A 24,476-nucleotide genomic window follows, 5' to 3' on the forward strand; every position below is an offset into this window, starting at 1 on the left:
GGTCGCCATGTTCAAGGTGCAATCGAGAGGCCTTACTGATGGCCTGGCCGAACTCACCGAGATCGAGCAGCGCCAAATCCCATTTGCTACTGCGCTGGCACTGACCGAGACGGCGAAGCTGATCAAGTCCTCAATCGAGGACGAGATGCGCGCTGTGTTCGATAGGCCTACACCCTTCACCATGAACGCCCTGCGCCTGATCCCTGCTACCAAGCAGAAGCTCGAGGCTCGGGTACCCGCAGGTGCACCCGCGCGGCCTGACCCTGATGGGCTCGATCGATACCCAGGATGACCGGTACGAGGGCAGAGTCTGGGCTTTCGGTCTGGGCGAAGAAGCCTGGCTGGTCGACAAGTGGGTGCTCATGGGTGACCCGGCCAGCGAAGAGCTCCGCAAGAAGGTACGCCTCAAGGTGCGGCAGCAATACGTGCGCGGTGACGGCGCGAAGATGGGCGTGGAGCGCTGGTGCTGGGACTCCGGCGGCCACTACACCGACGAGGTCTACGCCGAAAGCCGTGCCCTTGGCGACACTTGGGTGATCCCGGTCAAAGGTGCCAACGTTCCAGGCAAACCGATCGCCAACTGGCCGAAGTCGCGCAACGCGAAGAAGGTCTACCTCACTGAGGTGGGCACTGAGAACGCCAAAGAGTTGATCTACAGCCGTCTCAAGATCCAGCCCAACACTTCCGGCGTACCGGTACCGGGCTGCGTTCACTTTCCCGCCAATGACGACATCTGCGGTGAGGACGAGCTGAAGCAGCTCACAGCCGAAACCAAAGAACTGAAGATCGAGAAAGGCAGGCGGGTGTATCGCTGGACGGCCAAAGGTCGCCGCAACGAGGCACTCGACTGTTTCGTGTACGCCCTGGGAGAAGGCGCGATTGTCGACCTGGCGCCCGGCGAAGAGCCCATGGTTGCCAACCCAGCCAGACCCAACGCCCAGTTCGATCCTTTCTTTTCGGCGATCGTGAAAGAAATCGGTGCTGCATTGGAGCTTCCTCTGGAAGAGCTGATGTTGCACTACAGCAGCAGCTACAGCGCCGCGCGCGCGGCCATGCTGCAGGCCTGGCGCTTCTACACCATGCGGCGTTGGTGGCTGGTGTGCGACTTCTGTCAGCCCAGCTATGAGCTGATGTTCGATGAAGCTGTGGCGGCCGGCCGGATTCGTGCGCCGGGCTACCGGGACCCGGCTCTGCGCCGCGCCTATACCCAGGCCATCTGGATCGGCCCGGCGCGCGGTGCTATCGACGAGCTCAAAGAGGCCAAGGCGGCCCGCGAGCGCATCGACGTGGGCATCAGCAACGAAACCATGGAAACAGCGGCGATGTCCGGCGAGACCTGGCAGCAGGTCAACCGGCAGCGCGCGCGCGAGCTCAAGCAGCGCCGCGACAACGGAACAACCCCGGCAACCGTGGCTGCCGCGCCAAAGCCGCTCGTTCCCGAGCCTGAACCACCTGAAGACGAGGAATGACCCATGCCAAGAGCCTTTGAGCTGGCTTCTGCTCAGCCTTGGCTGATGCTCCCCAACGCCTTGGAGAACCTGCTCGCCATATCCGAGCGAATGGGGGATCCGGTGGCCTTGGAGACAAAGCTGGGTCGCAAGCTGGACAACAGCCACTCGGTCAGCATCCGCAATGGTGTGGCCATCGTGCCTGTGATCGGCCCGATTTTTCGCTACGCCAACTTGTTCACCGAGATCAGCGGCGCGACCAGCACCCAGGTGCTGGCAACCGACATTCGGGAAGCGCTGGATAACCCGGCGGTGCAGTCGATCATCCTGAACATCGACAGTCCGGGCGGCGTGGCAAGCGGCATCAACGAGCTTTCCGAAATGATCCACACGGGCCGAGCGCAGAAGAAGATTGTGGCGTACATCGGCGGCAGTGGGGCGAGCGGTGCCTACTGGATCGCCTCCGCCGCGCACGAAATCGTCATCGACGACACAGGAATCGCAGGCAGCGTCGGCGTAGTGGTCGAGGCGGTGGTCGATAGCGAGAAGGCCACCGGCCGCAAGAGCTACCAGATTGTCAGCCGTAACGCCCCGAACAAGCGCCCAGACCTGGCCACCGAGGAAGGGCGGGCAAAGGTCGCCGAGACAGTCGATGCGCTCGAGGACGTGTTCGTGGCCAAGGTCGCGCGCAACCTGGGCGTTGATGCAGAGAAAGTACCTGGCATGGGTGACCATGGCGGGTTGCGTGTGGGGCAGGCGGCCGTAGCGGCTGGTCTGGCTCACCGAACGGGCTCGCTTGAGGGCCTGATCACCGAGCTGTCCAAGCCGGCAGCGAAAATCACGAGGAAAAACACCATGACGAAAGTCAGCAACACCGCTGAGTTGCAGGCGGCCATCGCTGCCGGCGGCGATCTCACTGCCATCGAGGTCAGCACCCCGGAAAAGATCGATGTAGAGACCCTTCGCAAGGAAGCGGCAGCGACCGCTACCGCCAGCGAAAAGGACCGCATCACCGGTATCCAGGCGTTGGCGGCCCCCGGCTTCGAAACCGAAGTGCAAGCTGCCATCGACGGCGGACTCACTGTCGAGGCCGCAGGCCTGAGCTTGTTCAAGGCTGCTCAGGACCGCGGTGTGACCTTGGACAGCATCAAGCGTGATGCCAAGAAGGTCGATCCTGCCTCCGCTTCCGCGGGTAAAGGCAAGGTTGAGTTTTCCACCAAATCCATCTGGGCCTCTCGCAAAGGAGCGAAAGCATGAACTACGACATCGTCACCCAGGGCGCGCGCACCGCGGCCTTCCTCCTGAACGAGGCCTCCGGCGAGCGCTCTCGCGAGCAGATCTTGCTTCTGAAAGGCAATGCCGCATACCCGCCAGGCCAGATCCTGTCGAAGAACGCGGCCGGCAAGTACGTGGCGTTCGCCGCACCTGCCGAGGGCGCCGCCGTTGAGGTCGCGATTCTGTATGAAGGCCGGCCCGCTGATACCACTGCCGATCGCTACGCGGCCGCCGTAGTGCGCGACTGCGAGGTGGTCGAAAGCCTGCTGGTCGGTCTGACTGATCCTGCGCGCGCCGCCCTGCTCGCCGCTGGCATCATCCTGCGCTGATTTTCAGCACCTCATTACCCTAACCGCCGCTGGCGGTTTTTTTGTTTTTGGAGATCGGAATGGCCGATTTGAGCATTTTCAACGGTGATGCGTTTGGCACCATCGCCATGACCACCGCTATCAACCAGCCTGTAGAGGGCCAGGCGGTGCCCACCCGCTTGGATACGCTCTTCGAAGAAGAAGGCGTAACCACCACTGCTGTGTTCATCGAGCGTGAGCACGACAACCTGACCCTGGTGCCGGCCGCCGAGCGCGGTGCGCCAAGCGACCCTACCACAGGCGCAAAACGCGACGCGATCCCGTTTCAAACCATCCACCTGCCGACCCGCGCAGTCATTCGCGCTGACGAAGTCCAGGGCATCCGCGCGTTCGGTTCTGAAAGCGAACTCGAGACCGTCGAGGCGATGGTTGAGAAGCGCTTGCTGAAGATGCGTAAACGCCTGGAAGCGACCATCCGCTACCAGCGCGTGGGCGCCATCACCGGCAAGGTGTACGACGCCGACGGCACTCGGGTGCTGCTGGACCTGTATGCCCGATTCCAGATCGAGCAGCAGACCGTGGCTTTCACCATGGGCACCACGACCACCAAGTTGCTGGCCAAAGTGACTGAAGCCAAGCGCCGGGCGGAAGACGCGGTGGGCGGTACCGGCATCATCGCCGGCTGGCTGGGCATTGCCGGACGCAACTGGTTCGATGCATTCACGAACCATGATTCGGTGCAGAAGGCGTTCGATCGCTGGAACGATGGCCAGTTCTTGCGCGATGACCATCGCCGCGATGGGTTCAGCTTCGGTGGTGTGAACTGGGAAGAGTTCTACGGCAACTTGGGCGGCATCCAGTTCATGGATCCCGACGTTGCCTACCTGGTGCCGGTAGGCGTGGATGGCCTGTTCATCACCAACTTCGCGCCGGCCGACTACATGGAAACGGTCAACACCACCGGTGTGCCGTTCTATGCCAGCCAGGAAATGTTGCGCCACAACAAGGGCGTGGACATGGAAGCCCAGAGCAACCCGCTGAGCATCTGCACCCTGCCGCGCGCCATCATCAAGTTGACCAAGTAATGGGCCGCTCGGAGTTCGACCAGGCCTTCGAGGGCGCGGACGACGAGCTGTTCAGCACCTTCGGCCAGCGGGGTGAGTGCTTCTACGACTCACGGGAAGGGGCGCCGCCCCAGGCCGTGAGCGTGGTGCTGCAGACAAACGTCAGCGATCCGGCTGGCGGCAGCTTCGTTGCCGTCCACTTGGCCGCCGACCTGCGCATCAGCCAAGTGCCCAATCCATGCAAGGGCGATTTGCTCACCGTGGACTGCAAACGCTACCTGCTCGATGAGTACGTGGGCACAGACGGCCTCATCAATCGCTTTTCACTCATGCCGGCGGACTGACTATGGACAACCCACTGACCCGGGGTCGAAAAGCGCTGATCGAGCGACTTACCACGATTTCCGTGGCCAACGGTTACTTCACCTCGACCGGCGCGAACGTGAAAACGGGCTGGCTCAATGAGCAGCTTCAGGCTCGCACCGTCAGCTTTCCCATCATCGTTGTGCAAAAGGGACGGGGCCAAGCGCCGATGCCCGGCCCAATGGCGCTCAAGGCCTTCTCAGGCTTCAGCATCGTGGGCGCCGTGGACGCGGGTATGGACGACTACGAGGACGCTATCGAAGCGCTTGAACATGACCTGCTCAAATGCCTGGTTCCCGTGCAAGGCCGCGCCCTGGACTGGCTGCCGAAAGGTGTTACCGGCATCACAGTCGGCACACCCGAGACCTTCCCGCCAGGTGAGTCACTGAAGGCCGCAACGGTCCTCATTCCCGTGCAGCTGCACACCATCATTCAGGGGGAACACCTTAATGTCCGACAAAGCCGATAAAACCGACAAGCCACTAGGCATTCCAGTGCCCAGCACCGTCAAGGCCACCGAACCGGTCGCCGAGGCGGAGCGTGCATTGCCGCGCTTCGAAGTGGAGCTGCTTAAGCCTCACACCCATGCCCGCACGGATTACACGCCGGGCGACAAAATCAAAGTCACTGCCGAGCAGCGCACCTGGTTGAAAGACCTGGGCGTGATCGCTGGCGACACCTCGGAGAAGTAAGACATGCCACAGATTGAAACCTTCCTGGTCGGTGGCCAGGTGAAGATGCGCAAGTACGGTGTCGGCGGCCCATTCATGCCCGTGGGCCTGGTCTCGACGCTGACCCAGGCCATCGAAACCAACGACATCACCCTGGCCGATACCACCACCCCGCAGGGTGGCGAGTACGACTCCATCAGCCGGATCAGCAGCATGTCGCTGACCATGAACTGGCGCGAGTTCTACACCGCGAACCTGGCGGCCATCTACTGGGGCACCATCGACCGTGTGCCTGCTTCGACTGTCACCGACGAGCCGCACCGTGCGAGCAAGGGCGGCACCATCCTGCTCGACAAGATGCCGCTGAGCATCACCTCGGTGAAGCTCGCGGCCGGCGGCGCGACCACCTATGTCGACGGTGATGACTGGCAAATGACCGGCTCGGGCATCGAGATCCTGGAAGCGGGCGCGATCGCTGAGGGTGCTGATCTGCTGGTGACCTATGCCTCTGCGTCGGTGGACATCATCGAGGCTTTGACCGGCAGTGGTGACGTGTACGAGTTCCTCTTCGAGGGCGCGAACGCCGCCGGCACGAAAAACCGCGTCAATCTGCAGTACTTCCGCTGCCAGCTCAGCCCGGCCGCCAGCGCGGACTGGATCAGCACCGATGATTTCATGGGCAGTGAGGTCACCGCCAAGGTGCTTTCCGATCCCAAGAAGACCGGCGCCGGCAAGTCGAAGTACATGCGCATCATGAAAGAAACCGCTGCGGCCTGACACCGCGCCTGTAACCCAGCCCGCTTCCGCGGGCTTTCTTTACTGGGAAGTGCAGCATGAGTGAAATGACCGCCTCGAAGGTCGTTATGATCGATGGAAGGGAAGTGATCTTCCGAGAGCTTTCAGTTGCGGAGATCCGCTTGATGATGTCGGAAGAGCCTGAGTCTGACGGGCTGGGCGGTTCCTTTTTCGAGGATATCCGCCTCTCTGATTTACGGCGCTTCACTAATCTGGAAGTCGGCCAGGTGGAAGGCATGAGGCCAAGTCAGCTCCGCGCCGTAATCACCCACATAAAGGGGCAGAACCCCGATTTTTTCGCTTGGCTGGCCAGGGTCAACAACCCGCCGGCCAGGCTCTGAAGAACCTCGACGACTGCATCTGCGCCCTGATCCGAATCGGGCACCACCAGGTGCTTTCCTACCCATGGCGCCTGTTCCTGCGCGCTTTGAAGGGCTGAAATCATGCGTGACATCGAACTCCGGCTGACGGCTGACCTGGACGGCGCCACCAAGGAAGTAGCCGGGTTTCGCAAAGAATACGGCGAGATGGTCAAGGTGGTTGAAAAGCCCCTGCGCCAGGTCAATGCATTCCGCGAACTGGAATCGAACGTCGAAAAGACCGGTCGAGCTATGCAGGATGCTCGGGAGCGGGTTCGCCAGCTCGGCGCCGAACTGGCTCGAGCCGAAACACCATCTCGCAAGCTGCAGGAACTGTATCGCGCTTCGGTCCGCGATCTGGAGCGCCTGAGCCGCGTCGACGCAAGGCCAGCTGACCGCTGATGTCATTGTGAACACTTTGTTAGGTCAGTTGCCAAAACTCACCGCCGAAGCCAAGCAGTTGCCGGAAACGTTTGGTGGGGCTTTGACCCAGCTCAATAACCAGTTGACCGTCTCGACAAAGTTATTCGATGACTGGGCGCAGATTTCCGCAAAGGCCACGGACGGTGTCAAAACGTTCACCGCCGCGGTTGCTGCGCTGAACAGCGGCGAGTTCGGTGACTTTTTCCGCAATGATAAGAAATCTGTAGAGGGTTTCAATAACGAGATCAGCGTCGTGATGGCGCGAATTCGCGATTTGCAAAATGTCCGATCGGGGCTGAAGAACGATTCCCAAACAGCCCTGTTCCAGTGGAAGTTTTGGGACCGCGCACAGATTGACTCTGAGTTGGCCGCTTTACGCAGGTTTGTAACTGATATGGCTGCCCAGCGCGATAAGCTAGAACAGGATCAGCGTGGCAGTAATGAAGAGCAGGATAGGCTCGCCGCTGAGCGATTGGCTTCGGCTCAGAAAAGCGCCGACGAGCAGAAAAAGTTGCAGTCTCAAGTGGTCACCGATACGGAAGCTGCACTTAAAGCTCTGGTATCCGCTGAGACGAAAGCCACTAACGATCTGGAAAAAGCGAAAGCTGCCCAGCTTAAGACCCAGGAAAAGTACAGCAAGGCTCTATCTGCACTGGGGGCAGCTACAGGGAACGATGGGTCTTTTGCCTCGGCCCAATCACTGAAAATTGGCGCTCGCCAGGCACTTCAGCGCGGAGATGTCGAGGTGGCCAAGGAACAGGCCAATGCTGCACTCGATATTTTGCAGAAACTGGCTGATTCAGGTGCAAATACCTATGGCTTTGCCGGTTTCATTAAAGAGTTACAGGGCATTGAAATTGCGGCTGATGAAATCAATGTCAAAAAGGCCGAGGACAGCATTGAAAAGGCGAAAGATAAGGCGGCCGTACTTAAGTCGAAGCTAGACGACTTGAAGTCTGTAGTCATCACCCCGATGATGGATCCGGAAGCTTTGGCAACAGTACGTAAGCAGATTCAAGATTTGAAAATCCTGATCGGGCAGAAATTTGAAACGCCCATCAACGTAGCGCCAACCACTGAGATGCTGGCCATCGCCGGACAGGTTCCTGCCGTAAAGTTTCCTACCGCAGGGCAATCGGCACCCACAGTGCCAACATCGCTTGTCCCGCCTAAAACCTCCACAAAATCCCAGAAGCTCAACTATCAACCGGGCGTCAACAGCTACTCGCTGCAGGATACGGTAGTCCCGGTTCAGCCCGTGGTTGAGGAGGACGCGTACCAGAAAATGGTGCGCGAGGTCGCCGCGCGCGGCAAGGTGCAGGTACCGGTAGAGCCTCTGATTCCAGATGGGGCAATAGTGGACATGGATGTCCCGGTGAGTCCAAAACTGGACGAAGCCTCAGTGGCTGCTGCGAAGAGCCAGGTTGCGGTTATTGCGGAACAGATGCGCCAAGCGTTGATCGTGCCTATGACTATCGTCGCACCTAACGGATCTACCAGCGTCTCCGGTCCTGATCCGGATGTTCCGCAATTCGCTCGCGGCGATATGGTTCGTGGCCCTGGCACCGGATCCAGTGACAGCATTCTTGCTCGGCTTTCGAATGGCGAGTTCGTGATGCGAGCAGCGGCGGTCCAGCACTATGGCCCACAACTACTGCGGCAACTTAACGAGCGCCGTTTACCCAAGTTCGCAACGGGTGGGCTGGTAGCACCGCGAATGGTGCCCAGTATTCCAGCGCCTGCGGCCTCGATTCTGAACCAGATTGATCCGCCTACGCCGGAAAGCATGGGGACCGTAGCTCTTTCGGTGGGGGGCGAGACGTACAACTTGCAAGCGCCTCAACAGGACTTCCAGCGAATCCTTCGCAACCAGCGGCTGAAGTTCGGCAACTCTTGAGGTTGGGTCATCGGGTCCGCGGATGGTAGATTGCCAGCTTCGACAGGGAGGCAGTTCATGGAGTATTTAATTGTCTGGGTGGCGGTGGCCTGCGTGTCCGCCTGGTACGCGAAGCAGAAGGGACGCAGCGCTGGCGCATGGTTGCTTCTCGGCCTTCTGTTGCATGTCTTTGCACTGATCATTCTGTGGTTCCTCAACCCGGTCGGCATCGATGACGCCAAAAGCCAAGCTATCGCCCGCAAGTTTGGTGTATCAGCGCGGTACCGCAAGTGTCCGCAATGTGCCGAGCTTATTCAGCGTGAGGCACTTAAGTGCCGTTATTGCCAAGCTCAGTTGGAGCCTGTTCTCGACTGAGCAATGCACCAACAATCAAACCCGCCTCGGCGGGTTTTTTCATTTCTGGAGTAACGGATGAGCCTGCCTCTGATCATGCTGGGGGGCATCCCCATTGTTTTGGATGCCGGCGCACCGGATCAGTCCGACAACCCGCTGCTGGGAGAATCCGTCATCCGGCTGTCCGGCGGCGAAGGCGTCAAAATGACCCACTGGGGCAAGGCCGCCGGCACCATCAGCGGCCAGGGCTGGATGCCGCCGGGGTTGGATGGCCTCGACTACAGCCAGCCGCTTGAACTGCGCCTCACCGCGCAGGAGAGCATGGTAAGCAATGCGCAGATCCTCGTGCTGCCCAGCACTCCGCGCGACGATTGGGCGCCCTGGGCATTCGCTTTGGTCGGGGCCCGGTGGGTCGAAGCGCCGTGCATGATGGATGGCCTGGTCGTGACGATCGAGAAGATGGTCGGCGCCACCAAGTACATGGCGCAGTGGATGCCGGTCTACAACGTGTTCGCCAGCAAGCCTCCCAAGACGCAGAGCTCGGGCCAAGGCAGCTTTGGCTGGACCATCGCCTGGGAAGAGGTCTGATGCTGATCAACGGATTGCCGCTCAATGCCGCGGCGCTGGGTGGCCTGCAGGGTGATTCCAGTGCAACCGAGCCACTACCGATTGTGCCAGGCCGGGCGTTCCGCTGGCGGCTGCGGGTCACCGTAGGCGGCAGTGATGTAACCGCCAGGCTCACCGGCCAGGTGCATGTCGACCGCGAGCGCGGCGCTGCCGGCCTGGCGGACTTCACGCTGCAGATGGATGCGGGGCCTGTAGTGCCGATGGATTGGATAGGGGCCGAGGTCGTGATCGACTACATCAGCACTGCTGCGGGTGTCACCAGCGAGAAGCGCCGCTACACCGGCCGAATCGTCACCACGGAATGGGGCTCGCTGGCCAGGCTGCTGGTGTGCCATTGCGGCGATCAGCTGCAGCAGCGCGTCGAGGCGATGAGCACCGACGCAGTTGGGGCGCTGATCCCTTCCTACTGGTCAGACGAGGTGTTCGAAGCGATAGACGGGCGCAGCCGATGGGACTATGCCCAGGAGCGTTTGACCTCTGTGCAAGGCAGCCTGGACTCGTCAGCTACTGGCGAGCTACGGCTCACCAGCTGGTACGCGGGCAACATCGACTTCACGTTCGGCGGCGGCACCACGGTCTACGACTCGGTTGCACTGTCCTATGCCGATCTCACCAGCTTGACCAACACTGTCGAGATTGAAGCGAACTACCGTTTTCCTCGCCTGCGCCAGCTCAACGAGAACTTCACCTGGGTGCATCCGGATACCAATGGCCTGGGCGGGCTCAGCGGGTTCTGCCAATGGCGGCCCGACAGCACAGAGCTGCCGGATGTGGCCATGGTTCGCGATGCAGTCACCGGCAGTGGCCTGAGCCTGGTGCGCAACCCCGGCTACAACCGAGTGCCGCTCAGTGCTCCTGACCCGTGTGGGAACGGCCAGCCCTGGGTGAACAACTACGCCGACCTGCTGCTGGCGGCCTCGCTCACGGGCGGCCGCCGCTGGAGCCAACCGGTAACCGAGAAGTACACCCTCAAGGTGGTGGCCGAGACCAGCGTCGCGCAGGCCGGTGAGGTGATCGCCAGGGAGTCGTTGTCGATCGAGTACACCAACGACCTGGCCGATGGCTGGGAAAGCACAGCATTCGGTATTGATGCGCCCCGGCCTGCGGCGCCCGGCACTGGCAATGGCGTAGGCGGTAATGGGGCCGGCGGCGTCGGCGGGGCGCCTGCGCAAGATGGTGGCGAGACCGGCCACAAGGACCAGCGTGATGAGGCGCAGCGCCTGGGCGCTTTCCGGTGCCTGCTGCATCAGGCCAAGACCTCGATCATCCAGGCGCACAGCGGGACCCGGGTCAGCTGGGAATCGCCGACAAGCATGGTGATGGACGTCGATCTGGTGCACACGTTGGCGATCAGTGACCAGGGCATCAGCGCAGCGGCGCGGTGCAGCCATATCTACGACACTTTTGACCTGGCTGGCGGCAGCGCCATTACCACCCTGACGATCACCGTCATGCGTGGTGGCGGCACCGCCGAAGATGCGCTCGAGCCGCCGGCCGCCTCAGTCGAGCCGCAACCTGAGCCAGATGGGCCTGACCCCATAGGGCGGAGCCTGCCGACCCAGCTCGGCGGCAAGAGGGGCGCGCCGGCATACAAGGAAGACCTCGATGGATTCGCGGGCAACTATGACAACGCTGACCCGACGCTGGAGGTATTCCCCCGGCGTTTTCAGGTGACCTCAATCGACATACCCGAAGAGGACACCGACGAAAAAACCGTCGATATCGCGGCGACCTACCGGGTCGTCATCCCCAACGACCTTCTGGAGTTGTAAGCCATGTCAGAGACCGAGCGGCGCGCCTTGGGCGTTGCCCTGGAGACGAACCGGCGGGCAAGTGGCGCCGCCATGGAATTATCCCGGCGCGCAATTGGCCCGGCAATGGAAGCAGAGCGCCGCGGCTCAGGGACCCAGATTGCCGACGACATCCAGCGCCTGGGTGGAGTGCAGCGCCGAAGCACGACCCTGTCGCGGATCGAGCGCCGCGGCGGCATAGGCGGGCAGACTGGATCCGGTGTCTGGGCCGCTCCCAACGTCGGCACCGGGGGTGGTATCGCCAGCCCACTTACCGAGGCCGATTATACCAAGCGCGAATACTGGCCCGACGGAATTCTCAGCAGCGATGGCCTGTTCAACATGCCGGCGCTGAAAACCTTGGTGATGACCGACAACGATGGCGCGAGTGTCACCGTCAATTTCGCGAAGCCGGTCACGCCGGCGAAGGTGCCATAGATGCGCTTCATCAATAACTGGATCACCCAGCTGACTCAGCCCATGGCGGCCGCGGCAACCACGCTGCCTGTGCCAGGCGCAGCGCTCTCGCGCCTGGCGGCCGGCACGTACTTGCTCACGCTGGTCAACTCTGCGAGTGAACTGGATCAGACCCAGTGGGAAGTCATCGAGGTGACTGTGGCCAATGGCGTCGCAACCGTCACCCGCGCTCGGGAAGAAACCACGGCACGGGCCTGGCCAACCGGCACATTGATTTATTGCGGCGTTACAGCCGGCACTATCAACCGGTTCGCACAGACGATTGAATCGCTCGTCGCGCGGGTGACGGCGCTCGAAGGCGGGGGCGGAGTTGATCCGGGGCCGGAGCCATCCGATGGCGCACTTACTGACCCTGCCGGAAGCGCTCTTACCGACCAGGCACAGAACACTCTCGTACCGGCGGCCTGATTCCCGCCGCCTTGATAAAACGGACATTCCAATGGCAAACGTTCAGCACACTGATAGCGGCACCACCGATCCACAGGTCGCACCGCCGAGCATTGGCGCCCACTACACCAATACGGCCAGCGGTCAGACTTGGGTCGCCCATGGCACGGCTCGGGTCGAGGATTGGGGTAGCCCTCTCCCTGGGCACGCGCTTGTGGCGACTGGTAATGAGCTGGTGCTCAACCACAAGCAGCCGATCACCGTGTGGCGGCTGACCCCCGGGCAATTCAATCCGCTCCTGGTCCTGCCCGATATCACCGAGCCCGGATTCTATGAAGTATTGCTGGTGCTCGAGAACACGTCGGGTGTCCAGTTCGAAATCAATGTGGTGGGGAGCGGCAATACTGAGCGGATAGACAAAATTCTAAGGGCTTCCGTTAGCTCTGCTACGGTGTATCGCTTTCATTGCTGGGTGCCACTCGAATCAGTTGGGGGGTCGAACTTCTGGACTCAAGCTGAACGCACTTATCATGTTGAAGGTAGTGATTACATCCCGAGATCAGATAATACGTCGCTCACAATTGCCGGTGCTGACAGGAAGTTTTCATGGAGTTTCAACAATACGCGCTCCGCTGACCTCATCCTTAAGGAAGTAGGTAATAGCAACCGTATGGATCCTATAGTTGATGTTGAACTTTTGATCCTAAATTTCACCGGGGGAGTTGTTACGATCACAGTTGACACGGCTGAGGGTTATCCGCTGAAAGACGTTACCCAAATCATAGTGCAGCCCAATACTGGTCAGCGTTACACACTTACTTTCTGTCGCAGCAGATGGTCGGTGGCCAAAATACAAGAGGTTTAGGGGGCGAGATGGAGCGAACGTTGGTTTGGCCTTGGCATGGCATGATAACCGCCGAGACATTACAACTTCCCAATGGCGCTACCCGCCCGACACAAGAACTGTCGTTTTCACCCGCCAATGCTGCAGGGCCCGGCGACAATCACAGGATTGTAGTGGAAGGGGTAGCGTCTATCTCTGACGCCGAGGCGGCGCTAGCGCCGGCTGGCGGCCAATACTGGTCGGGTCGAGCGCTTGTTACCTCGGGCCGGCTTTATGAAAAGGAGATTGGCTGGCTATATCAGGCCTTGGATGGTAGTCGCTGGTCGGTGACTATGCCGATTCGCAATATCCAGCCAGTCACCTCAACGCTCCGGCTTACATTCAAGCGTTTTGGCGAGTTCACCAGAGCGCCGGAGTCGATAAGTCTCACTCAGCAATTTCAAGTGGGGTTGCTGTCTGAAGATGATCGGAAGTTATATTTCGCTGATTTTGGAAACAGTCAGACTCACTCTATACGCCTGCATAGCGTGAGCGACACAGGCCGCACAGCTATCATTTCATGGTGTATATCGAACGCGGGAAATGGCTTTGATCCCCATGCTCGGCCCTACACTTATCTGAAAGTCTCGCTGACTGGAAGTGGAAGTGAGATCGCCGCCAGCTACGAAATTCTGTACGACAAAACCCGAGTGCGTAGGGATGACCAACCGATAGCGATAGAGGACTACGGCTTTGCTGTAGATCCAAGCCGGAACTGGGTGGAGACCAACCGTGAGCCCTTTGGGGATGGGGGACCCAATTCAGGAACCCGGTATTTCTACGACTACGTGCCAACCACGACGTTGAAGGTCATGAAGGGGGATGACCTGTTCCCCGGTCCAGTCTCGGTAAACAGGCGTCAGACCTGGATACCCTTCATTTCTTTCCAGGGTGAGACCCCTGTCCCGTGCACTTTCAGTTGTGTGTACCGGGCTGAGCGGCCAATGCCGGTCATCAACGTAGTGACTGACGAGCAGGTCGTGCACCTCATATACACCGACGGGCACGGCGGTGTTGAGAACGACGGCAAGTACCATTTTGAGGGCAGTACCGCCGCCGAGGGCGCACTCACAATCACGATCGCTCACGGTGATTACCGCTGGACCAGGTCCTACACGTTCTCGTCGCAAAGCGTATTGAATGACCTCGTATACACCACGGCCTATTTCAACGGTGAGCAGCTTCCGAACATCGGTACCGGCCGGGCTGGATTTGGAATCATAGCAACGGGCGAGCTGTGGGCGGACGTTGGCCAGTTTCGACCGTCGGTGGGGGTCAGCATGGCTAATGTCAGCGACGTGACCTACTTCTACCTGTACAGCAACAACTGTCTGGCCCTGGCCACTGTCACCGATTACCCCAAGCACAAGTTCTATGGGGCGATTACCCCGGATGGATTTATTCCACCAGTGGGCGAGCACCCGACTGACTTCAGCCCTCACTTCGGTAGTTATCACCCTTTCACCGGTCAACTGATGCTGGGTTCTTCCAAGCCGGTCAACTGGATCTAACCCCTCTTTTGAAACAGGAGCAGCCAGCCATGCAGCCGGCCCGCCAAGACCTGCCCGTCGTTCCGGGCGCAACGTACCGCGACACGATCCGAATCATGCAGCCGGTGTTCGTGTACCGGGATATCACCGGCATTGTCGGTGCACCGGTGGTGCTGCAGGTGCCCGATCACGGCCTGGCCTCGGACTGGCCAGTGTGGGTGCGCGGCGCAGTCGGCATGCCGGACTTGAATCGAGAGCCGTTCAAACAGCTGCCGCACCGTGCCAGGCGGCTATCAGCCGACAGCCTCGAGGTGAACAGCCAATCGGCCGTCGGGCTCAGGCCGTCGGGCGGCCAGTTGGTGTACCGGCCACCGGTGGACCTGACCGATGCCACGGCGGTGCTCACCATCTTCAGCGGCGCCGATGCGCTGTTTGTCCTGGGGGAGGGGGCAGGGCTGGAAGTCACGGCGCCGGGCACCATCGCGCGCACGCTGACGGCGGCCCAGACCCTGCTCCTGGCACCGGGCGGCATGACCTACACCTTCGACCTGCTGTTCCCCGGCGGGGTAGTCACGCGCTACTTCACGGGGGCGTTCACATGACCTGCAGCCCCAACGTCATCACCTTCGAAGTCGAGAAGCCCGGCGCCGCGGCGCTCGAGCGTGAATACGCCATTGCCATCGACTTGATCGAGCGCGAGGTCATCACGATCGGCGAGCAGGGTCCGCCCGGCGTGGGCATCCCGGGCCCCGCCGGCGGATCCGCAGTGCAGCGCCTGGCCGGCGAAACACTCAGCGCGCTGGTGGCCGTGTACGAGCTGGCCGGCGTTGTGTTCCGGCTCGACCAGGCCGACGGCGAGCATATCGCGCTGCTGCTGGGCATCACCCTCACTGCTGCCGATGCCGGCGCCACGCTGAATATCCAGCGCACTGGCGTCATCGACGATGCAGCCTGGGCCTGGAACATCGGCCGGGTATGGCTGGGCGCCGACGGTGCGCTCACCCAGGTGCCGCCCACTCAAGGTTTCAACCTGCTTATCGGTGCGGCGGTTTCGCCAACCCGCCTGATCCTCAACCTGCAAGACCCTATCGAACTGGAGTAATACCCATGCCTGCACCCCGTTTTCTTCGCCTCGTTTCCGGCTTCCAAAAAATGGTTGAGGCGCTGCAGGCCTCGGCCGGTGCCGCTGATGCCGACAAGGTTGTCGCCACCGGCGCCGATGGCCGCCTCGATGCCAGCCTGATGCCCCTGGGTATCGGCGCCAACACCACCATCGTGCCGGCGTCCGAGCCGCTGACCGCTGGCAACTTCATCAACTTCTTCAACGACGCCGGCACGCTCAAGGCGCGCAAGGCCGACAACACCAACGGCCGCCAGGCGGATGGCTTCGTGACCAGCGCTGTTGCGTCTGCCGCCAGCGCCACCGTCTACCCCATGGACGGTGTGAACTCGGGCCTGACCGGACTCACCGTGGGCACCAAGTACTTCCTGGGTACCGCCGGCGGAGTCATTGCGGCGCCCTTGGACGAAACCTTGGCCGCCAACTACGGCAAGCTCTCCCAGCAGCTGGGCGTGGCCAAGTCGGCGACCGAGCTGGTTACCTCGGACTATGAACCGGTGATGATCTAATGACCGAACGGACTCCGCTCGTCCTCATTGGAGGCGTGAAAAAACAACTGCCTGCCGGGGATACTCTGGCGAAGTCCATCGTGGGCCTGGACCGGGCGGACAACACGCCCGATCTGGAGAAGCCGGTCAGCCAGCCAACGCAGGATGCCCTGGCAAAGAAGGCTGACCTGGATTCCGGCGGCAAGGTCCCTGCAGCCCAGCTGCCGTCCTATGTGGATGACGTGCTCGAATACAACACGTTCGCCAACCTCCCGAGCTCGGGTGAGGCCGGGAAGATCTACGTCACCCTCGACCCGTACACGGATGCGCAGGGCCGAACCAGCTCGCAGTTTCGGTGGACCGGTTCGGCTTACACGCCGATCATCGCCAGCCCGGGCACGACGGATGCTGTAACCGAGGGACCGACCAACCTATATTTCACCACCAACCGGGTGCGCCAGGTTCTGCTCGCAGGATTGAGCACCGCGGTCGGCGGGGTGATCGCGGCCACCGACAACATCATGCAGGCGCTGGGCAAGCTCCAAAACCAGATTACAGTGCTGTTGGGCTCGCGGCGCGCCTGGGCGGGTAACGTGATCGGAGTCAACGATGGCCGGGCGGTGCTGGCGAGCGAGGTTGGCTACTGCCTCCGGCTGACCCCTGCCAAAGCCATCACCATGACCCTGCCCGGCGGCACGCAGCCTGCTGGCGGCTATGGCTATCTGTTCCGCAACGAGAGCGACTTCCCTGTCACGATCACTGCCGAGACCTTGATTTACTCGTCGGTGGGAGCTCAGGCGAACTCCTTCTTGTTGGCACCCGGCCAATGGGCGGAGATCGCTTCAAACATTGGCAGTTGGGTGGTGCAGCAGCGTGGTCGCCTGGACAGCCTGCCTCCGCTGAATCTCGTGGACAACACTCCCGATGTGTCCAAGCCGGTCAGCACGCCTACGGCGGTTGCACTGGCAGACACCGGTGGCCAGAACTTGGCGTACAACAGCGCCTTCTTGAAGATATCGGCCGCAGACTCTCGCCTGGCTGACGGCTGGGAGTTTGATGGGCCAGGTAGTCCGGGAAACTCGACCGGTGTACTGTCGGTGGTGCCTTCGTTCATTACCCCTGCAGAAAATGCCCAGCGTTTGACCGTCACCAACCTGACAACCAGTGCCTACTATCGGTCCTTGGTGAACTCGCTGGCGCGGATCTTTCGTGTTGGCGCTGGCCAGACGGTGACTGCTTCGATCAGGGTGAAGGGCACCGCCGGGTTGCAGATGCGAATCTTCATCCAGGCGGTTGACTCCAGGCCCACGGCAATTGCCGCTCCGGCAAGTGGTTTCTTCATGATGACCGGAGATCCGCAGACCATTTCGTTCTCCTATCCAAACCTCCCGGCCAATACTGCTGGTGTGCGGGTGTTCTATCGGGCGTATGCAGGTCCGAGCGTTACCGATGGCGTCATTGACATGGCTCGCCCGAAGCTTGAGATCGGTTCCTACGCCACCGGCTGGTGCGAAGATACGGTGAGCATTCGCGAGGACGTTGCCAGCAAGGCGCCGTTGGCGAGTCCTGTGTTCACGGGTGACGTGCTCAGGATCAACTCGCCGTCAACAATGATCGGTGCTGGTATCACCGGCAACTCCGGTGTAGAGCTTGGCTCATGGCAGGGTGCGTCCACCCCCTTCATCGACTTCCACTCAGGGGCAACCCCTGTCGACTATGACGCGCGGATTCTGGCCAGCGGTGGCAATGGGGTGTCCGGTAACGGCACCTTGACGGTCACCGCTGCTGTGGTCGACTTCAACGCCGACTTGGGTGTCAGACGAGGGGCTCAGTCCGCTGCAATTCTGATCAGGGCCAATGCTGGTCAGAACCGCTTGTTGCGTTTCATGACCGATAACGCTGTGCGCTGGGACATCGGCACCAGCAACTCAGCCGAATCTGGTGGCAACACTGGTTCGGATCTCTACGTGAATGCGTTCACCGATACCAGCGGGTTCATCAACAGCCCTTGGGGCATCAACCGCTCGACTGGTGAAACTCGAATGACGCGGGCGGCTGTATCCGGCCCGTTCAAAGTTGGGCAGTACACCCTTGCAACATTGCCCGCCGCATCGGCCTACGAAGGCTACGAGATAGATGTGACCGACGCTGCCGGCGGATCCAAGCGCTGCAGGTCCAACCGCACCAACTGGCTGATCCTCAATACCACCACCCCTGTGAGCTAATACTATGGCCCTCACCGAACGCAGAATCCGATACGAAACCCTCATCCGCTGGCATGAAGACGGCTCTATTGGCGCGCACCAGGTGGACCTCGACCAAATGCTGCGCGATGGCGTTGTTATCTCCAGCACGTTGACCACCACCATGCCGCTCGGCACAGCTGATTATCCTGGCGTGACGCCGCTGAGCGACATCCTGGGTGAAGCAGCGAGCGCGGCACTTGCGCGCGTGGGTGTGCTTGAACAGGCGCTTAGTGAGGTCAGCAGTCTAGCCCAGCAGCAATTGGAGCAGCTGAGCCAAGTTCGTGGTGAGCTGGGCACGACGCAGGTCGACCTTGCCAGAGCGCAGCAGACGGTCGCCGATCTGCAGGTACAGTTGGCCCAAGGCCGAACCGCCGAAGAAGCACCGGGCGGAGTGATTGCCGCAAGCGAACCGGCCGCCTGACCGCCGAAACACCCAGTGCCCTGTCACCCCATAGAGAGGACGTGGATCAATTCTGCCCAAGCTTGAACTTTATGCTTTCCAGCGGGCGCCACGAAAAAGACGGGGGCGGTGAATAGCATCCAGGCTGGTTTGGTGGTGTGGCATCACAACGAACCGTGTAGCCCTTGCTACCGATCTCGCGGTTACCTTCCCCAGTACCTCTTTCGCTGTACGCAGCGCAGCCACCGAGCGCCGCCATCACCAGCATTGCAAATACCTTCTTCATTTCTGACTCCCTTCATAAAGCGCACAGCTTAGCGCTGGTACACGCCTAATCACCATACCCGCCATCGAGCGGTTTTTTTTCGCCTGGAGAAAAGTATGCCCCTCACCGAGATGCAGTTTCTGCAGATCATTCCCAACGCCGACCAGACAGCCGGCGTTTTTGTTCCTGTGCTGAATGCGGCCATGGCCACCTTCAACATCGTCACCCCGGCGAGGGCTGCAGCCTTCGTTGCCCAAGTAGGTCATGAGTCCACCAACTTCACCCGCCTGGTGGAGAACCTGAATTACTCGGTGGAGGCGCTGCTGTCCAAATTCAGCCGCGAGCGGATCACCGAGGCCCAGGCCCGGCAGTACGGCAGGACCGCTGCGCGCAAGGCCGACCAGGTGTCCATTGCCAACTGCATCTATGGCGGGGAGTGGGGCAGGCTCAAGCTGGGCAACACAGAGCCAGGCGATGGGTGGAAATTCCGCGGGCGATCACTGATCCAGGTCACGGGACGCGCGAACTACAAGGCGTGCGGGCGATCGCTCGGGCTGGATCTACTCGCAAGCCCGGAGCTGCTCGAGCAGCCCAGGCATGCAGCAATGGCCGCTGGTTGGTTCTGGTCGTCGCAGAAGCTGAATGTTCTGGCGGACGCCGGCAACCTGGGCGATATCGGCAGCATCATCAACACCGGCAAGCCCGGGCGTGTGCCGCTGGGCGCGGAGGAACGCGAAGCCATCTATCAGCGGGCTTTGAAGGTGCTGGCGTGAGCGCTTCGCAAAGGGTGCTGGCCTGCATCGCCATCGCGCTGGCCTTGGTTGGGCTGAGTGGCGCTGCGCTGTATGCCGCCTACAGTCACGGCGTCACCGTGACCAATGCCGCGCGGGATGCCGAGCGGTCGCAGGCCGTGGCCACCCAGCAGACTGAACGTGCGCAGGCGGTGCAGGCCGCGCGCACCGAAGAACAACGCCTCCAGCGCGAGGCCAACCAGGTAGGAAACGATGCGAGAGAAAAGAACGCTGCTGCCGACGCTGATGGCCGCGGCCTTGATGCTGCTGGCGACCGGCTGCACGTCCAGGCCGGAAAGCTTGCCGCCAGCGCTGGCGCCTGCACCAGTGATACCGGCTCTGCCGATCGAGGCACGTCAGCCACCCGCGCCGCCATGGTGCTCTCCCAACTGCTCGAACGCGCTGATGCGCGAGCGGGAGACTTGGCAAAGGCTTATGACCGAGCCCGAATAGCCGGGCAGGCCTGCGAGCAGGCGTATGACTCGCTGCTAACAGTGAAGACATTGCCCGTGAACTAGCGGCAACGATTCGCATCGTTGGGGTTCGCACAATTGCCCGAGCGCGCTGAGAAAGATAGGGAAACCCAAAAGGGATTTATGAACGCACCCGAATAATGTGGTGGGTGAGCGATCAGCACAGCCGTTAAAGCGGATTGGAAGCTATTCGCCGTCGGTATCGACTATGTGCTTGAGATGCTTCCAAGGTTGTAGGTGCAGCTCCTGTGCAGAGCAATGCGCCGAATGTTGAAACACTGTGTCACCGAGTTCTTCAGGCTGCCCCGCGCCACATTGCCGGCAATACAGCATGTCTCCGTTCAGCAGCCAAGCATGGTGCCAATTGAGCAAATGGACAGTATTCACGGTGGTGATCCAGAGAATGGGTGTTATCTAGGCATCTCCACCTATCAATAGTTCAACTGATGTGACAAAAGCTTGACAGGGCTCTCGGGCTAGCCCTGTCCGTTGTTAAAATGTTGGCGTGCATTCCATCTGCTATCAGTATTCGCTCGTATGCAGATAGTCTAGGATGTCGCGCCGAAAAACCTTGGAGCAGCAGCATGCGTGTTTCAGTCCGAACGCTCAGCGCCGAGATCTTACCTGCCTGCCTCAGGCAAGGAGACAGCCCCTATGCCTATGAGGTGACCAGCTACGACGGCGCTGTGACATATTTCAGTACTGGAGTAGAAGCCGCAGCCTACGCAACGGTCCTACATAGACAACATTGCGAACTGCTCGGCATGGAAAACGATCGGGAGTTTTAATGCGCCTTTTTCGCCAACCGAATCTGGTTGGGAACCTCCTACAGGTCATTCCCAGAACTGTTTCCAACGATCCACAGCAGATCGCGCCACGGGAACCTGCTCTGACCGCCCATCAGCTTGCAAGTCGGACTGTGCACGAACGGCTTGCTTGAGTCGCGAAGCTGCTGGTACCCATCGCAGGTTCTGCAGCGAATGTGAGGGAAGGGGTCATCGTGCACGGACCAGAGCTTTGCCCAGGTGTCGATGTCACTCAGCTTGGGTGTGAGGTTCAGCCATTCCAGCGTGTCCATGTGCGCCTCCGTTGTCCTTGGCAAATCATAGCCGCCTGCGCCGTTCCTCGCCGCAGGATTGCAAAGTCTCGCTGGCCGGTGCAAGAATACTGTACAGATGAACAGTATAAGAGTCATGCCATGGACAGCCCATTCCAATCCGAAGCCCTCGATATCTCCCTCGACGACCTACTGTGCATCCGCGCGCCCGGCACCTACCTGGTGCGCGTCGCCGGTGACAGCATGACCCGCGCTGGGATATTCGACGGTGACCTACTGATCGTCGACAAGGGCGCGGAAGTGAAGAAGGGACAGGTGATAATCGGGGTGGTGAATCAGGAGCCGATGGTGAAGCGTCTGGACTATGTTCGGGGCATGCCGGTGCTGAAGTCCGAAGGCGATGGCCACCACCACCGCTTCATCATGGAAGGCGACGAGTTCACCGTGTGGGGCGTCGTGACGCACAGCGTGCGCCAGCACGGCATCGAGCCATGAGGTGCCAGGTGACGCGCAGGATGCGCCTGGGCAAACCGATTGAGGCGGTCGAGATCCGTGGCCTGCCCGCAGCGGTAGGTGATCTACGGATTAACGAAGAGATGTGCCAGGCCCTGGGCCGGAATTCGAAGACGGCCAGCGTGAAGGGCGTGAACTGCATTGGTTCCGGCGAGCTCCCTTTGCTGCATGAGGCGGTGCTTTCGTGGATGGCGCCGAATGGGTTCGTGCTAAGTGGGCTGGAAGAAGAGGACGGATGCCTCTATGCGCAATCGTGGTGGTGCAGGAATGTGGGGTGAGAGTGAGCAGAACGCTCGGAGAAAGGGCTGAAAGGCTGTCTAAAACTGGCGGTTCCTACCCTGCGTTTGTTGCCTTTAATTGAGCTTTGAGGCCCTTGCGATTTAGACAGGTAGGCCCGCGAGGGCACGCCGATCACGGCCTTGAGCACCTTTTAACCACTAATGCTGCATTACTAGGGTGTGTCTGAATCCTCTCCATAGGGGTTAATCTGGCGAATCTTATGAAGCGCTTTAGCTAACCTCTCCATTAATGCTTCTAGGTTCTCACCCTGTAAATCAACCGGATTGATTTCGGGTATTTCTATAGGCGCTCGCTTGGAAAATTTACCCATAAGCATGACGTTGTGTTTTTGATCTCTCAGCGCAAACTGAGCAATTGTGATGTTGCGACCTGCTTGTTTTTCACTGAAGCCCTCAGCTGGTTGCGACAGGCGGCCCTCTGCGAAGCCGACGTAGAGAGATTCATTTTTTCGATTGTTTCTATGCTCGCTGGCCGCTGTAACATTTTTCAGCATCAAGCTCCCGATCTCCGAACTGCCTACACCTAAAGCGAATAAGCAGTTCTGTAATCCTTCTGAGATGAGCTTTTGCTCATGATTTCTCAGTCTCTTGAAGAGCTTTTTGAAGTCTACTTTATGTCCTGCTAAAATCCTCACTCCTGTAGCTTGAAGCATTAGGCACTTTGCGATCTCCTCTCTCGCTATATGTGACAGCGTAAAGGCCCGGGCATAGTGCTGATGCGAATAGAGAATTTCGGCTTCCGAGATCAAGGACTCAGCGTTGGCCGATAGGGCGTCTATGTAGTCGTCTATTTGTGCCAGTGAGAGCATTAAAGGTCCTTTGCGGTATTTTGATCTTCACTAGAACGCATCGGTTGCGTCAGTGTTTATTGGCATGGCGACAGCATAGAAAATGCAGGTCGTTTCATGGTAAATGTTTAACTATTCTTGGATTTATGCACTATATGCTATCGCGACTCTAAGCACTGTCTCTCAAATTTTAAAGCCTCGGTTCGATCACCCAGATATCTAGGAACTCCTTGGATAGCCATAAAACCGCTAATTTCCATTTTGGTGTGGCCAATAATTAGTCCACCATAGCAGTTGTGTGCGCGGCAACCGGAGATAACTGCTGAGTTGTTGGTGATGAGGATGTTGTCGGGTCGCACGAGTATCTCGACCCCGTTTCTCAGGAAGCGCCCCCTGGTAATCTTTACCTTGTTCGGAGGAGAAAACACGAACTCGATCAAAATCTTTCTAGCGCCTTCTCTTAGAGTCAATGTGGTACCAACCAACTGGATGTCCCAAGGGGTGATTGAGTAAACGAGCTGGTTATTCCTGATGTGCAGCACTGGCGCGTTAAATTCGTCAAAAATGACCACGTTCAGTAAGAAATGACCATCAGACAGGATGATTCCGATCAAGGCTGTGTTGTCTACCATCAATGGGATCATCACCGTCCCGTGACCTTGGTCCTGGCAAGTGAACGAATTACTTCCTATCTCAACCGTCGCTTCTGTTCCAGAGAAGTGCAAAGCATATGGCTTCGAAGTGCCCTCTCGCAGGTTGTATGGGGCAGCGTCTGCTGCACGGACGGTTTCTTTAGGAAGGAGGCCATTGGTCTTTTCTCGATGATGCTGATCGCAGAGTAGGGTGATCTCGTCCGCGATATGTCGTTTCACTTGGGCCCATTCTTCCATGTGCTCATATTCATAGAGAGGCATCCCGCAGATGACACATCCGAAGCCACAACGCTGCCGGACCTCTCTTTGGATCGGAAGCGGAATATCTCTGCTATCAGCAGACTGGTCCATGGCGAAAAAGCTCCCTTGTTTGAGGTGCACCTGACAAGCCAGTGGAAAATCCATCTAGCTGAAATTGGCAAAATCGTCTCGGAATTGAGGCAGCCGAAGGCGATTGGCCTACTGATGAGATAGCATTCTGTGCAAATCATGCAGCAGAGCGGTACGAGGCACGTAGCGAAATCCGATTTTTTTGCCACTTGTGTGCTGATCAACAGGTGGGTACCTAGAAGGCTCTGCACAGCGAAGCTACGCGGCTTATGGGTGCGCGCACGATCATGCTGATGTTTCGAGAATAGGTAGGAAAAGGCAGAACGCCAAGGAGGAGCAGAGGAATATCTTCCGTGGGACAATTTTGGGACAGCAGATGTCCCAGATATGCATTAATGCAGATGCATGGTTATGTAGTTAAGATCAATGAATCCGGGCTTTACCGGGGATAACCTTAATGAAG

The 24,476-nt window shown here is 59.5% G+C and carries 31 protein-coding genes and 1 pseudogene; 28 read left to right on the forward strand and 4 right to left on the reverse strand.

Annotation, left to right across the window (positions count from 1 at the left end):
- The first annotated feature begins 7 nt into the window (after positions 1-7).
- The 24 genes and pseudogenes from H7993_RS00730 (at position 8) to H7993_RS00850 (ending at position 18,865) form a co-directional block, all read left to right on the forward strand.
- Entirely contained in the window at positions 8-292 is a 285-nt protein-coding gene (locus H7993_RS00730) for a hypothetical protein (RefSeq protein WP_185793092.1), read from the forward strand.
- Positions 252-1,469: pseudogene (locus H7993_RS20740) on the forward strand (terminase gpA endonuclease subunit); the annotation flags it as partial. The gene H7993_RS00730 and the pseudogene H7993_RS20740, both read left to right, overlap by 41 nt.
- Before the next feature lie 3 nt (positions 1,470-1,472).
- Positions 1,473-2,705: a S49 family peptidase gene (locus tag H7993_RS00745; RefSeq protein ID WP_185793093.1), complete on the forward strand. Its 1,233-nt coding sequence runs from the start codon at positions 1,473-1,475 to the stop codon at positions 2,703-2,705.
- Positions 2,702-3,052, forward strand: coding sequence for a head decoration protein (locus H7993_RS00750; protein WP_185793094.1), 351 nt, complete (start codon positions 2,702-2,704; stop codon positions 3,050-3,052). The genes H7993_RS00745 and H7993_RS00750 overlap by 4 nt, the downstream gene beginning before the upstream one ends.
- Positions 3,053-3,111: 59 nt before the next feature.
- A complete protein-coding gene (locus H7993_RS00755) occupies positions 3,112-4,116 on the forward strand; it encodes a major capsid protein (protein WP_185793095.1) in 1,005 nt (334 codons plus the stop codon).
- Complete coding sequence (locus tag H7993_RS00760) at positions 4,116-4,439, forward strand: head-tail joining protein (RefSeq protein WP_185793096.1); 324 nt, start codon at positions 4,116-4,118, stop codon at positions 4,437-4,439. Before H7993_RS00755 ends, H7993_RS00760 begins: the two co-directional genes overlap by 1 nt.
- Positions 4,440-4,441: 2 nt before the next feature.
- On the forward strand, positions 4,442-4,927 hold the full coding sequence (locus H7993_RS00765) for a hypothetical protein (protein ID WP_244646802.1): 486 nt from the start codon (positions 4,442-4,444) through the stop codon (positions 4,925-4,927).
- Positions 4,908-5,150 (forward strand): DUF7210 family protein, encoded by a 243-nt coding sequence (locus H7993_RS00770; protein WP_185793097.1) that lies wholly within the window; start codon positions 4,908-4,910, stop codon positions 5,148-5,150. The genes H7993_RS00765 and H7993_RS00770 overlap by 20 nt, the downstream gene beginning before the upstream one ends.
- A 3-nt stretch (positions 5,151-5,153) precedes the next feature.
- Complete coding sequence (locus tag H7993_RS00775; protein ID WP_185793098.1) at positions 5,154-5,906, forward strand: phage tail tube protein; 753 nt, start codon at positions 5,154-5,156, stop codon at positions 5,904-5,906.
- A gap of 56 nt (positions 5,907-5,962) precedes the next feature.
- The gene (locus tag H7993_RS00780) at positions 5,963-6,265 is read left to right on the forward strand and encodes a hypothetical protein (RefSeq protein ID WP_185793099.1); all 303 of its coding nucleotides are present in this window, start codon (positions 5,963-5,965) and stop codon (positions 6,263-6,265) included.
- Positions 6,266-6,367: 102 nt separating this feature from the next.
- Positions 6,368-6,685, forward strand: a complete 318-nt coding sequence (locus H7993_RS00785; RefSeq protein WP_185793100.1) for a hypothetical protein — start codon at positions 6,368-6,370, stop codon at positions 6,683-6,685.
- Positions 6,686-6,692: 7 nt separating this feature from the next.
- Complete coding sequence (locus tag H7993_RS00790) at positions 6,693-8,603, forward strand: hypothetical protein (protein ID WP_185793101.1); 1,911 nt, start codon at positions 6,693-6,695, stop codon at positions 8,601-8,603.
- A gap of 57 nt (positions 8,604-8,660) precedes the next feature.
- Positions 8,661-8,957 (forward strand): hypothetical protein, encoded by a 297-nt coding sequence (locus H7993_RS00795; RefSeq protein ID WP_185793102.1) that lies wholly within the window; start codon positions 8,661-8,663, stop codon positions 8,955-8,957.
- Positions 8,958-9,014: 57 nt separating this feature from the next.
- Positions 9,015-9,524 (forward strand): hypothetical protein, encoded by a 510-nt coding sequence (locus tag H7993_RS00800; RefSeq protein WP_185793103.1) that lies wholly within the window; start codon positions 9,015-9,017, stop codon positions 9,522-9,524.
- Positions 9,524-11,335 (forward strand): hypothetical protein, encoded by a 1,812-nt coding sequence (locus H7993_RS00805; RefSeq protein WP_244646804.1) that lies wholly within the window; start codon positions 9,524-9,526, stop codon positions 11,333-11,335. The genes H7993_RS00800 and H7993_RS00805 overlap by 1 nt, the downstream gene beginning before the upstream one ends.
- A 3-nt stretch (positions 11,336-11,338) precedes the next feature.
- On the forward strand, positions 11,339-11,791 hold the full coding sequence (locus H7993_RS00810; protein ID WP_185793104.1) for a hypothetical protein: 453 nt from the start codon (positions 11,339-11,341) through the stop codon (positions 11,789-11,791).
- Positions 11,792-12,238 carry a hypothetical protein gene (locus tag H7993_RS00815; protein ID WP_185793105.1) on the forward strand — a complete coding sequence of 149 codons (447 nt, stop codon included), beginning with the start codon at positions 11,792-11,794 and terminating at the stop codon, positions 12,236-12,238.
- A gap of 31 nt (positions 12,239-12,269) precedes the next feature.
- On the forward strand, positions 12,270-13,082 hold the full coding sequence (locus H7993_RS00820) for a hypothetical protein (RefSeq protein WP_185793106.1): 813 nt from the start codon (positions 12,270-12,272) through the stop codon (positions 13,080-13,082).
- 8 nt (positions 13,083-13,090) lie between these two features.
- Entirely contained in the window at positions 13,091-14,611 is a 1,521-nt protein-coding gene (locus tag H7993_RS00825) for a hypothetical protein (RefSeq protein ID WP_185793107.1), read from the forward strand.
- Positions 14,612-14,640: 29 nt separating this feature from the next.
- Entirely contained in the window at positions 14,641-15,192 is a 552-nt protein-coding gene (locus tag H7993_RS00830) for a hypothetical protein (protein ID WP_185793108.1), read from the forward strand.
- Positions 15,189-15,692 carry a capsid cement protein gene (locus H7993_RS00835; protein WP_185793109.1) on the forward strand — a complete coding sequence of 168 codons (504 nt, stop codon included), beginning with the start codon at positions 15,189-15,191 and terminating at the stop codon, positions 15,690-15,692. The genes H7993_RS00830 and H7993_RS00835 overlap by 4 nt, the downstream gene beginning before the upstream one ends.
- Before the next feature lie 5 nt (positions 15,693-15,697).
- Positions 15,698-16,219: a hypothetical protein gene (locus H7993_RS00840; protein WP_185793110.1), complete on the forward strand. Its 522-nt coding sequence runs from the start codon at positions 15,698-15,700 to the stop codon at positions 16,217-16,219.
- Positions 16,219-18,423, forward strand: coding sequence for a hypothetical protein (locus tag H7993_RS00845; RefSeq protein WP_185793111.1), 2,205 nt, complete (start codon positions 16,219-16,221; stop codon positions 18,421-18,423). Before H7993_RS00840 ends, H7993_RS00845 begins: the two co-directional genes overlap by 1 nt.
- Positions 18,424-18,427: 4 nt before the next feature.
- On the forward strand, positions 18,428-18,865 hold the full coding sequence (locus H7993_RS00850; RefSeq protein WP_185793112.1) for a hypothetical protein: 438 nt from the start codon (positions 18,428-18,430) through the stop codon (positions 18,863-18,865).
- Positions 18,866-18,911: 46 nt separating this feature from the next.
- Here the strand turns inward: H7993_RS00850 and H7993_RS00855 are convergent, their stop codons facing one another.
- A complete protein-coding gene (locus H7993_RS00855) occupies positions 18,912-19,130 on the reverse strand; it encodes a hypothetical protein (protein ID WP_185793113.1) in 219 nt (72 codons plus the stop codon).
- A 95-nt stretch (positions 19,131-19,225) separates the two neighbouring features.
- Here H7993_RS00855 and H7993_RS00860 point away from each other — a divergent pair, with 95 nt between their 5' ends.
- Both H7993_RS00860 and H7993_RS00865 read left to right on the forward strand, forming a co-directional pair.
- Positions 19,226-19,882, forward strand: coding sequence for a glycoside hydrolase family 19 protein (locus H7993_RS00860; RefSeq protein ID WP_185793114.1), 657 nt, complete (start codon positions 19,226-19,228; stop codon positions 19,880-19,882).
- Positions 19,879-20,418, forward strand: coding sequence for a DUF2514 domain-containing protein (locus H7993_RS00865; RefSeq protein WP_342345023.1), 540 nt, complete (start codon positions 19,879-19,881; stop codon positions 20,416-20,418). The genes H7993_RS00860 and H7993_RS00865 overlap by 4 nt, the downstream gene beginning before the upstream one ends.
- 781 nt (positions 20,419-21,199) lie before the next feature.
- Here the strand turns inward: H7993_RS00865 and H7993_RS00870 are convergent.
- Positions 21,200-21,451 carry a hypothetical protein gene (locus H7993_RS00870; RefSeq protein ID WP_185793115.1) on the reverse strand — a complete coding sequence of 84 codons (252 nt, stop codon included), beginning with the start codon at positions 21,449-21,451 and terminating at the stop codon, positions 21,200-21,202.
- Positions 21,452-21,571: 120 nt separating this feature from the next.
- Between H7993_RS00870 and H7993_RS00875 the strand changes: the two genes are divergently transcribed.
- Positions 21,572-21,925, forward strand: a complete 354-nt coding sequence (locus H7993_RS00875) for a LexA family protein (RefSeq protein ID WP_185793116.1) — start codon at positions 21,572-21,574, stop codon at positions 21,923-21,925.
- 20 nt (positions 21,926-21,945) lie between these two features.
- A complete protein-coding gene (locus H7993_RS00880; RefSeq protein ID WP_185793117.1) occupies positions 21,946-22,221 on the forward strand; it encodes a hypothetical protein in 276 nt (91 codons plus the stop codon).
- A gap of 173 nt (positions 22,222-22,394) precedes the next feature.
- Here H7993_RS00880 and H7993_RS00885 read toward each other — a convergent pair whose 3' ends face one another.
- Together H7993_RS00885 and H7993_RS00890 are read right to left on the reverse strand one after the other, a co-directional pair.
- Positions 22,395-23,051, reverse strand: a complete 657-nt coding sequence (locus tag H7993_RS00885; RefSeq protein ID WP_185793118.1) for an AbiV family abortive infection protein — start codon at positions 23,049-23,051, stop codon at positions 22,395-22,397.
- A 137-nt stretch (positions 23,052-23,188) separates the two neighbouring features.
- Entirely contained in the window at positions 23,189-24,034 is an 846-nt protein-coding gene (locus H7993_RS00890) for a cell division protein (RefSeq protein WP_206682949.1), read from the reverse strand.
- Positions 24,035-24,476 lie beyond the last annotated feature (442 nt).

This window comes from Pseudomonas baltica, from assembly GCF_014235765.1.
Taxonomy (GTDB): Bacteria; Pseudomonadota; Gammaproteobacteria; order Pseudomonadales; family Pseudomonadaceae; genus Aquipseudomonas; species Aquipseudomonas baltica.